General features: G+C 69.7%; 8 protein-coding genes and 1 pseudogene. 4 read left to right on the top strand and 5 right to left on the bottom strand.

Translation table 11 applies throughout. From position 1 onward, the window contains the following. Positions 1–198: 198 nt before the first annotated feature. From G3I77_RS39265 to G3I77_RS39255, 5 genes and pseudogenes are all read right to left on the bottom strand, one after another. A complete protein-coding gene (locus G3I77_RS39265; protein ID WP_248511962.1) occupies positions 199–600 on the bottom strand; it encodes a DUF6009 family protein in 402 nt (133 codons plus the stop codon). Further along, positions 597–1,022: pseudogene (locus tag G3I77_RS39260) on the bottom strand (primase-like DNA-binding domain-containing protein); the annotation flags it as partial. The gene G3I77_RS39265 and the pseudogene G3I77_RS39260, both read right to left, overlap by 4 nt. Before the next feature lie 23 nt (positions 1,023–1,045). Continuing rightward, complete coding sequence (locus G3I77_RS41375) at positions 1,046–1,336, bottom strand: beta-ketoacyl synthase N-terminal-like domain-containing protein (protein ID WP_374388553.1); 291 nt, start codon at positions 1,334–1,336, stop codon at positions 1,046–1,048. A gap of 31 nt (positions 1,337–1,367) precedes the next feature. Further along, positions 1,368–1,715 carry an acyl carrier protein gene (locus G3I77_RS41370; RefSeq protein ID WP_374388550.1) on the bottom strand — a complete coding sequence of 116 codons (348 nt, stop codon included), beginning with the start codon at positions 1,713–1,715 and terminating at the stop codon, positions 1,368–1,370. A gap of 248 nt (positions 1,716–1,963) precedes the next feature. Then, entirely contained in the window at positions 1,964–2,935 is a 972-nt protein-coding gene (locus G3I77_RS39255; protein ID WP_248511960.1) for a helix-turn-helix domain-containing protein, read from the bottom strand. Positions 2,936–3,324: 389 nt separating this feature from the next. Between G3I77_RS39255 and G3I77_RS39250 the strand changes: the two genes are divergently transcribed. From G3I77_RS39250 to G3I77_RS39235, 4 genes are all read left to right on the top strand, one after another. Then, positions 3,325–3,480: a hypothetical protein gene (locus G3I77_RS39250; protein ID WP_248511958.1), complete on the top strand. Its 156-nt coding sequence runs from the start codon at positions 3,325–3,327 to the stop codon at positions 3,478–3,480. A gap of 7 nt (positions 3,481–3,487) precedes the next feature. Then, positions 3,488–3,841, top strand: coding sequence for a hypothetical protein (locus G3I77_RS39245; protein WP_248511957.1), 354 nt, complete (start codon positions 3,488–3,490; stop codon positions 3,839–3,841). Positions 3,842–3,907: 66 nt separating this feature from the next. Then, positions 3,908–7,135: an amino acid adenylation domain-containing protein gene (locus G3I77_RS39240; protein ID WP_248511955.1), complete on the top strand. Its 3,228-nt coding sequence runs from the start codon at positions 3,908–3,910 to the stop codon at positions 7,133–7,135. A gap of 38 nt (positions 7,136–7,173) precedes the next feature. Further along, the gene (locus G3I77_RS39235) at positions 7,174–9,912 is read left to right on the top strand and encodes an acyl-CoA dehydrogenase family protein (RefSeq protein ID WP_248511953.1); all 2,739 of its coding nucleotides are present in this window, start codon (positions 7,174–7,176) and stop codon (positions 9,910–9,912) included. Positions 9,913–9,991: the final 79 nt, after the last annotated feature.

Genomic DNA, 9,991 nt, shown 5'->3' with positions numbered 1-9,991 from the left:
TGCACGAACCGCTCATGCAGAGCGCCCAGTTCACCGGCCCACAGCCTGACATCGGCAAGGTCCCCACCCATAACCACACCAACGACTGAGCTGGCCAGCAGTCACGGCAAGCACCGTTGCAGTACTAGCGCACCGTCCCCGCCGGCGAGAGCCCGGCCACCGGCAGCCGGTTGGCAGCCGTCATGGCGCGGGTGGAGCTCACAGCGGGAGATGTATGCCGAGTTCCTGCATGGCGCGGGACGGCGGGCCGCCTTCGGAGCGCTCGGTCTTGTAGCCCTTGACGCGTGGCTCGAGGGTGCGGGGGTCGACGGCTTCGGCGGGGGCGCTCTTGGCGTACAGGCCCTCGGGCTCGGTGTCGCGGTCGTGGGGCAACAGCCAGAAGACACGGCGGCGGAAGGTGCCCGAGGCGCGTGAGGGCTTGGCGTCGGGGCCGAGGATGGCGAAGCCGACCATGCGGCCGTCGCGGTGGTAGGGGGGCTTGCCCTTGCGGGTGGGCAGCCGGTCCAGGCTCTGGCGCACATAGTCGAGGGCGTCGATATCCTCCAGCCACACGAGTTCGGCTTCGTGGCTGATCTCTTCCGCGCTGATCAGGGAACTCATGCGCCGGCGTCCCTCTCCTCGTCGGTGAGCAGTCCGATGCCCGGGTAGTACTTGCGCTGGTTGGACACTTTCATCTCCTTGGGCGAGGCCAGTCCCACCAGTTCCCTGGTGCGGGAGGCGAACGCGCGGGAGGAGATGATCTGCGCGCCTTCATTCTGGCACCAGGCGGTGTAGGCGGCGTAGAGCGCCGTCTGCTCGGCCCGCAGTTCGGGACCGAGGCGGCAGCACTCTTCGTAGAAGCGGCCGGTGTGGTCCTCGGTCTCGGCGTAGGCGGTCGTGGCGATGCGGACGCGTTCGGGGCCGGTGAGGTCGCGGTCGCCGCCGAGGTAGCGGCGGGCGCCGTCGATGAGCCAGGCGAGAATGCCGGGGCCCTCTTCCATGACGAGGAGGTCGGCCAGGTTATCGATCTTGCGGTCGTCGGGAAACAAGGCCCTCAACGTCACCCTCAACTTGAGCCGGAAGCAGACCCGTTGCAGGCTTCAGAGCCGTACTGGAAGGGCTGCCAGAGGTTGGCCCGGCTTCCGGGGGGACGGTGACGGTGCGCTGGGAGCAGCACTTCGGTGAGCCGGCCGGATTCGGGGCGGGGTCGACGAGGGGCAGGTGGATGCCTCGGCCGAGCGTGCGAGGCTCTGCAGCGATCCAGAAACTCCCAGAACGCCTCAGGGCTGTCGGCACCGCCCGGCATGCGGCAGGCCATACCGACGACGGCGATGGGCTCCGTCCCGGCGTTCTGCACCGCGTCGAGTTCGGCGCGCAGCCTGCGGATCTCATTCGGACTTCTTCGGCCAGCAGAGCGAGGAGTTCCTCCTCGGTGAGGTCGTCGGTCGTCTCTTCCACCTGGGCGTGCGCAGGCTCCTCGGGTGGGGCCGTGGGTACCTCGGCCTCCGGTAGAGCCTGCTGGGGACCGGGCGCGGCAGGTTGCCGGTCCAGGTACAGCTCGGTGAGGCCCACAAGATGGGCGGGAGCTCCTCGACCGACGGGTGCTCGAACATCACGGGTGCGGGCAGCTTGCGCCCGAGCCCTGCCTCCAGCAGTACGCGGCCCCGGGCGGCAAGCACCGAGTCCATGCCCATCTGAAAGAACCCGGCGCTGGGATCGATGCGTTGCGGTGCCATTTCCCAGCACGTCGGCCACGGCACACAGAACGAACGTCCGTATCACGTCATAGATGGTCGGCATCGTGATCACGATGCCGACCATCTTGCGTTTCCCGTACAGTCATGGCGACGGGTGTGAGGTAGACCACTCGTCGGCGGTCCGTGCGGTACGGCCCGCCGCTGGCGGCCGTCGTGGTCAGGGACGGCCGCCGGAGCGGCAGGCACGAGAGGCGCGGGTGCGGCCCGCCGACGGGCTCGGAGCCGGGTCAGAGCCAGCCGCGTTGTGCCGCCTTGATGCCAGCCTCGAAGCGGCTGGAGGCGCCGAGCCGCTCCATGATCGAGGCGACCTGGCGCCGGATGGTGCGGTCGGTGAGGCCGAGGCGCTGTCCGGCCGCCTCGTCGGTGAGGCCGGTGCCGAGCAGACGCAGCAGTTCGCGCTCGTGGTCGGTGAGGCCGTCCTCCGGGTCGCCGGGCCGGGTCGTGCCGAGCGGGACCGCGGTGTTCCAGGCCTGCTCGAAGAGTTCGAGCAGGGCGGAGACGATGCCCGGTTCGGTGACGTGCAGCGCGCCCTTGCGGTTGTCGGCCGGGTCGATCGGCACCAGGGCGTGGGTGCGGTCGACGACGACCATGCGCTGCGGGACGGTGGGCGCCGTACGGACCTCGCCGCCGTGGCTCAGCAGCACATGCCCGTAGTCGGTGATGTGGGCGTGGCGGCGGGCCAGCTCCTGAAAGAGGCTGCGCATGGAGACGCCGCGGGCCAGGGCGGCGAGATCGTGCTCGCGGCCGGCTTCCAGGTCCTCGGGGCTCTGGATGCCCGGCTGGACGCCGATGATCTCGGTGTGGGCGGCCCGGCACAGGCGTTCCAGCCGGTTGTAGATGGCGTCCATGCCGAGCAGGCGCTCGCCGTGGGTGGAGCGGTGCTGGACCCGGTCGGCGAGCATGCGGGTGACCACCGCGCGCGAGGCGGCCAGCTGGGCCTGCCGGGCGGCGATCTCGGCCTCCTGGCGGGCCACGATCTCCGCCAGGCCGACATCGGGATCGACGGCACGCATCTGGCCCGGGTGCTCGCTGGAGGCACGGACCAGCATCAACTCCGCGAGCTCGTTGAGACAGTCGTGGACGCGTAACGGCGTCAGTCCGCACACCTCCGCGAGCCGGTCGACACCGTGACCTGGGTGATCGAGCATGGCCTGATAGACGTCGGCGGCCTCGGTGCTCAATCCGAGTGCTTCCAACATGGTCCTGAAGTCCCCCTTCGGTAACGCTGCTCTCCGCCCGATGTCGGGCGTCATGATCTCAGCCAACTGGCCCTACGAACAAGGTTCGTGGCGCGTTTTCCCAGGTCAGGAACTTACACGCGACCAGTCGATTGATGATGCGCAGATATGCCCGCACGGTTCGAACCAGGGTTAATCCGGCTATTTCGGCAAGAGCGGTCCGGCCCTTGTCCTGATCCGGATAAGCCCTGTTCAGGACTCCCGGAAAGGCTTCCGGGGGCGGGCGGCAGTGGCGAAGCTATTCCTCGCCCGCCGGAAGCAGCCCGACTGACCACCGGACGGCGCGTCATGTCAGAGATGTGAGACCGGAACTGGAAGCCACGCTCGAGATTCCGAAAGGGCCCATCGTCGTGATCCACAACCGCATAGCCCAGGCCGTCGTCGCCCTCGCGCTGGGGGTCGGCACGCTGCTCCCCTCCGCCGCGATGGCCGCGGAGCCCTCCGCCGAGCCCGCGGTCCTGGCGGCTGACACCCTGCGTCCGAGGACCGGCACCTGGGGCGGCTGAGCCGCGCATGGACATCGTCTACGCCAGCCTGCGGCGTCGTACCCGAGCCCCTGACGACCCGGCGAGCGAAGTGTCCGAGGCACTGAGCACCCTGTGGGCCCATGCGACGTGCGAGGACGGCCTGGAGCACGCGTCCGGCCGTTCCGAGCAGGACCGTGTCGACTTCCTGATGTATCTGCTCACCCACGACTGCGGCGCTCTCGGGTTCTGCAGCGCGGTGCACCGCGCCAGTTCCCTGCTGCGCCGCTGTCATGCTGCTTCCGCCCTGATGCAGCGCCGGTATCTGCCGCCCGAGGCGCCGACGGACGTGCTCCGCGTCGAGGGAGGGTGCTTCTGCGCTGCCCGGACGCCGCAGAACTAATGCTGTGTTTCGCCCAATCGACCCCGAGGGGGGATTCGTGTGAGTACGGCGCACGATCGTGCCGCTATGGACAAGAAGCAGTCGCTTGCGGGCATGCTGGCGCGCGCCCGGGCCAGGGTCACCGAAGGCCCTCGTCCTCGTCAGGACCGGAACAACGTCGCGCTCTCCTACTCACAGAACACCCTGTGGTTCGTCGACCGGCTGCAGGCCGGCACGTCGACGTACAACGTCCCCTTCATCTTCCGACTCGAAGGCGATCTCGACGTCCGGGCCCTGACCGACGCGTTCACGAGCATCGTCAGGCGTCATGAGGCGCTGCGGACGCATGTTCTCGTGGAGAACGACGAGTACTTCCAGGGAATCGTCGAGGACCCCCAGATCACGATCGAGAACACGACCGTGGAATCCGAGGACGAGGCCGACCGGATCATGTCGGAACTCGCCGACACCGGGTTCACGCTGACCGAGTTCCCGCTCTGGCGGGCCTCCCTCGTCAGGGTTCGCGACGACCTCCATTACTTCGGTTTCGTCGTCCACCACATCATTTTCGACGGAGTGTCGACGTCGATCTTCTTCGAGGAACTCGAGGAGGAGTACAACGCGCGGTGTGCGGGTGCCACACCCAAGGTCGAAGAACCCGCCGTCCAGTTCGCCGACTTCAGCGAGTGGCAGCGCAAGCGGATGACCACCGGTGCGTGGCAGGAGAGCGTGGACTACTGGTCCGAGACCCTCCGCGACACCGATGTGATGGATGTTCCGGGCGACCGTCCGCTGCCGCCCGAGGTGACGTACGCGGGCGCCGCGGAGGTGAGCACCTGGCCGGGTCTCGCGGCGCAGGCCAACGAGCTCGCCTCGGCCCTGTCGACCACGCCGATCACGGTCTATGCCACGGCGATGGCCGCGCTCTTCCGCCGCTACTCGGGCTCCGAGGAAGTCATCTTCGGTATGCCCACCGCCAACCGCGGCGAGGTCGAGTGCGAGCGCACCCTTGGCTTCTTCATCAACATGCTGCCGCTGCGCTGCGACGTCGATCCCGATACGACGTTCCGGGAATGCCTCGCGGGCGTCCAGCGCCGGTTCCGCGAGGGCCAGTCGCATGGGCAGCTGCCGCTCGAGGAGATCATCGCGAGCGTCGGCGTGAAGCGTGAGTCCTCGCGCTCGACGCTGTTCCAGTACACGCTGACGATGAACGAGTGGGCCGAGCCGCTGCGGCTCGACGGGATCACCGCGGTCGAGCGGGAGTGGGAGACCACCCAGGCGAAGTTCTTCCAATCCTGGACGGTCACCAAGAAGGGCGCGGACCTGGAGATCCACACCGCGTACAACACCGACATCTTCGACGCGGCGACCATCGCGACGATGCAGCGGATGTTCGTGGGTATCCTGCGCAGGGCGATCGCCATGCCGGACGCGAGCATCCGTGAGTCGTGGGCGCACGACGAGGAGTCCCGGGCCGCGCAGGCGCGCTGGGGCAAGGGCGTCGAGGCGCCGACGCCCACGGGCAACGTCTTCGCGTATTTTTCGCGGATCGCAGACGAGTACGGGCAGAACGTGGCCGTGAACGCCCCGGACGCGGTGCTCACGTACGACGAGCTGCGGCGGCGCGTGGCGGCGATCCGCGCCCACCTGGCGGCGAACGGCGTCGGTGCCGGCGACCGTGTGGGCGTGGCGCTCGCGCCGTCGTCCGACTTCCCCGCCGCCGTGCTGGCACTGATGGCGCTGGGCGCCGTGTATGTGCCGGTCGACGCGATGAACCCGCCGGGCCGCATCGAGACGATCATCCGGAACGCCGCGGTGCAGCGGGTGGTCTGCGACGACACGACGGCCGGGGTCGCGCCCGGGCTGGAGTTCCGGCTGCCGGCGGACCTGCCGGAGGCGGCCGACGCGTTCGAGCCGGCTCCGGGCGGCAGCGCGACCGCTTACCTGATGTACACCTCGGGCAGCACCGGTACGCCGAAGGGCGTGCTCATCGGCCACGACAGCATCCTGGGCTTCGTCCGCAACGTCCAGACGCTGTTCGACCTCACTCCGCAGGATCGTTTCCTCGGCTATGCGTCCTGTGGCTTCGACGTCTCCGTCTTCGAGATGTTCGGCGCGCTGCTGACCGGCGCCTCGCTCCATGTCGTACCGGGGCCGACGCGTCTCGACATGGCGGGCGTCCAGCGGTTCCTGGAGGAGCACCGCATCACGGTGACCGACCTGCCGCCGTCGGTCATGAAGCTGCTCGACCCGGCGCCGCTGACCGACCTGCGGATCGTCTTCGTGGGCGGCGAGGCCTTCTCCCACGAGCTCGTACGGGCCTGGGGCGCGGGCCGTCGCCTCTTCAACGGGTACGGCGTCACCGAGTGCACCGTCACCAGCATCGTCGAGGAGCTGACGGAGCCGTTGCCGGCGGGAGCCCTGCCCATCGGCCGCCCGATGGACAACCATGTCGCGTACGTGCTGGACGACCGGCACGTGCCGGTGCCGCAGGGTGTCATCGGCCAGCTGGCCATCGGCGGCGTCGGACTGACCTCCGGCTACTGGCAGCGCGACGAGGACAACGAGCGGCGCTTCATCCCGGACCCGTTCGCCGACGACCCCGGGGCGCGCCTTTACCTGACCGGTGACCTCGCCCGGCACACCGGCGACGGCCGCCTGGTCTACGTCGGCCGAGCCGACAAGCAGGTGAAGATCAACGGCGTGCGGATCGAGATCGGCGAGATCGAGAGCGCCCTGCGCGGCGCCCGCGGCATCCGCAACGTGTTCGTACGGGTCGAGCAGGACCAGGACCGGAAGCGGGTGGTCGCCTACTGTGCGACCGGCGGCGCCTCCGACGTGTCCGAGACGGCGCTGCGGGACCACTGCCGCAGGCACCTGGTGTCCACGATGGTGCCGAGCGTCTTCGTGGTGCTCGACGAGCTGCCGATCAACGCGAGCGGCAAGATCGACGAGCGGGCCCTGCCCAGCGCCGGCGACACGGCCGAGGCCGAGCGGACGGAGACCCTCACCGATCTCGAACGCCAGATGATGACCAAGGCCTTCGAGCCGATCCTCGGGCGCGGCGACTTCGCGAAGAACGTCAGCTTCTTCGACCTGGGCGGGACGAGCCTGCAGGCCGCCCAGCTGGTGTCCAAGATCAAGAAGATCTTCGCGACCGAGATCTCGCTGGCCGCGTTCTTCGCGGACTCCAGCGTGCAGAGCATGGCCCTGGAGGTCGAACGCGCCCGGCTCGCCGCCCTGTCCCCGGAGGAACTGGAGAAGGCCATCGAGCAGATGACAGACGAGGACGTCGCCCGACTCCTGGCCGAGTGAACAGAGCTGGATACGGATCGGACGGCAGGGAACGCGTGATGCAACGTGAAGGGCACCGTCTGAACGCCTATCTCCGTACGAGGTCGGCGCGGACGGATACGACGAATCTCATCGAACTGAGCAGGCCGACGACGGACGGCACGACGCTCCTGTTCGCTCATCCGGTGGGTGGCAGCCTGCTGGCCTACCAGCCGCTCGTCCGCAGGCTCGGCGACCACCGGTGCCTCGGACTGGAGGCCTCGCCGAAGACGCTCGCCGAGGACGGGTCCGTCGAGTCGGTCCAGGAGCTCGCGCGGAGTTACGTCGCGGTCTTCGCCGACGACGGCCCGCGGATCGACGTGGTCTGCGGCTGGTCGTTCGGCGGTGCGCTCGCCTGGGAGATCGCCTGCCTGCTCGCGGAGCAGGGAGTGCGGCCGAAGGTGGTGCTCGTCGACTCGACCTGGCCGGAGGCGCACCACCGGGACGTGACGCACGCCGAGGTGCTGCGGAGCTTCGTGCACGACGCGCTGCGGCTGAGCGGACGCGCCGGCGAGGCCGGGAGCGAGGTGGAGACGGAGGCCGAGGCCGCCGCGGTGCTCGGCATGGACCCGGAGACCTTCGGCGAGCGTTTCGCGATCTTCGCACGCAACCGGCGGCTCATCGCCGCGTGGAAGCCCACCCCGGGCGACCTCGACATCGTGTCCGTACGCGCCGTCGAATCCCTCAAGTCCGACTGGACGACGGTGACATCGGGCCACGTACACCTCCAGGACCTTCCCGGCGACCACTACGGCCTGTTCGGGACGGAGGCGAATGTCGCCGCGATCGAACGGGCCGTCAGGGACGACCCCCCGGCGGCGCCCGCCGTGGTCCCGCAGGAGCAGGCGGAGGGCGCGGCCGACGCAGCCGGTCTGCACGCCGCGCTGGCGGCGCTCACCGAGACGCCCCACTGGCGTGACCTGGTGGTCAGATCCCGGCGGATGGATCCGGACGCCATCGCCGAGGCGTACCGGGAGCTCGGCACGCGCGGTCTGCTCACCCCGGACTGGCCGGCCGAGTTCGGCGGCTCGGGAACGCCGACGCGCGTCGCCATCGAGCTCTTCGAGGGCTTCGCCGCCAGTGGCCTGCCGGACCTGGTGTACGCGCTGACCGTGCAGATCGTGGGCAACTTCGTCCTGAAGTCCGGTTCGGACCGGCTGAAGCGTGAGCTGCTGCCGCGCATCAGCCGCGGCGAGGAGTTCGCCACCGTCCTCTACAGCGAACCCCGCGCCGGCAGCGACCTGGCCGCGCTTCGCACCCGGGCGGAGCGGCGCGGCGACCGCTATGTACTCAACGGCGTCAAGGTGTTCAGCATCTACAGCGACATCGCCGGTTCGGCGCTGGTGGCCGCGCGCACCGGACAGGACGGGCACAAGTACGACGGCATCACCCTCTTCGTGATCGACCTGGCCGCCGAGGGCGTGAGCGTCGAGCTCGTCGACACGCTCCAGCGCGAGAAGATGTGCCGGGTCCGCCTCAAGGACGTCAAGGTCGAGAGCTGGCGCCGGGTCGGCGAGGAGGGCCGTGGTTGGGCCCTGCTCGACGGGGCCCTGGCCATCGAACGCACCGGCATCGACCATGTCGTCCGGGCGGCCCGCTGGCTGGCGGCACTGCGCGGCGCGACCGGCACGACCGCGGACCTCCGGCGGCTCGAAGGACAGGTCGAGTGCGCCACCACGCTGGCCCGCGCGGCGGCCGAGGTGTTCCTCCGTACCGACGTCAAGGCGACCGACACCGCCGTGGCCAAGCTCTACACGAGCGAGACCTGCCAGCAGGTCGGCCACGAGGTGCTGCGCCGCTGGAGCACGCTCGGCAAGGCGTCGCAGGCGTCGAGGGCGTCCGGCATCGACGGACTCGCCTACGAGGAGCTGTTCTCGGGGCTGACCGAGTCGCCCGGACTGACCCTGTCCGCCGGCACATCGGAGATGATGCTCTCCACCATCGGCACGGACCTCCGGGAAGAAGCCCCCCGGCGCTGCCTGGAGATCCTGCACCGCTTCGGCGGGGAGCTCGTCGACACCATCCTGGAGGTCCTCGAAGCGGCCGGCACGGGCGTCAAGGCCGAGCCCCTGTTCGCCCCCTCGCCGACGCGGCGCGGCGCGCTGGAGAAGACCCTGGCCGACTTGGGCTTCGACCAGGTGGAGCGCCCCGCGGAGGAGGGCGGGCTCGGCCTCGGCCTCACGGTCGGCTGCGCCATCAGCCTGTCCCTGGGCTACCTCGGCTACGAGAACGCCTACGGGCCCTGCCGGCTCGCCGACCCGCGGACCGGGACCGGTGACGTCGACGGAGCGCACGACCGGTGCCCCGCGCACGCGTGCAGGCTGCGGCACGCAGCCTACGTGCTGGGACTCGGCATCGGGATGTTCCGTACCGCCTGGGAGTACGCCTCCACCCGGGAGCAGTTCGGCAAGAAGCTTGTCGACGCCGACGCGCTGATGTTCCCGCTGATCCGTTCCTACGCGGAGCTGACCGCGCTCGGCGCACGGCTCCACGAGGTCGCGGAAAGCGTCACGGACGGGGACGTGGACGAGGGAGTCGTCAGGCGCTTCGAACTGGTCGAGCAGGACGCGCTGGTCCGCGTGGTCCGCAGCGCCATGCAGGTGCTGGGCGCCCAGGGCATCACCGAGTGGTCGGTCGCCTCGCGCTTCTACATGCGGTGCGCGGAGAGCATCGGATCGCTCGACCACGAGCTCGACCGACAGCCCGACCGCGAGCTTCACCGCGAGCTCGACCGCGAGGGAGGGGAGACCGACGGCTGACCCGGGCCGCCGGCTGGCCCGGCCGGCGGCACCATCGGCCGCGGGGGCGCAGCGCCTCCGCCCGGTCGGACCCCACGCG

Origin of the sequence: Streptomyces sp. D2-8, assembly GCF_023184515.1 — a bacterium.
Taxonomy (GTDB): domain Bacteria; phylum Actinomycetota; class Actinomycetes; order Streptomycetales; family Streptomycetaceae; genus Streptomyces.
This window is presented reverse-complemented; position numbering and strand designations above follow the sequence as displayed.

Bases quoted from the DNA above. Each gene is read 5' to 3' on its own strand.
- G3I77_RS39265 (WP_248511962.1), bottom strand. From the start codon at position 600: ATGAGTTCCCTGATCAGCGCGGAAGAGATCAGCCACGAAGCCGAACTC.
- G3I77_RS41370 (WP_374388550.1), bottom strand. From the start codon at position 1,715: ATGGCACCGCAACGCATCGATCCCAGCGCCGGGTTCTTTCAGATGGGC.
- G3I77_RS39255 (WP_248511960.1), bottom strand. From the start codon at position 2,935: ATGTTGGAAGCACTCGGATTGAGCACCGAGGCCGCCGACGTCTATCAG.
- G3I77_RS39245 (WP_248511957.1), top strand. From the start codon at position 3,488: ATGGACATCGTCTACGCCAGCCTGCGGCGTCGTACCCGAGCCCCTGAC.
- G3I77_RS39240 (WP_248511955.1), top strand. From the start codon at position 3,908: ATGGACAAGAAGCAGTCGCTTGCGGGCATGCTGGCGCGCGCCCGGGCC.
- G3I77_RS39235 (WP_248511953.1), top strand. From the start codon at position 7,174: ATGCAACGTGAAGGGCACCGTCTGAACGCCTATCTCCGTACGAGGTCG.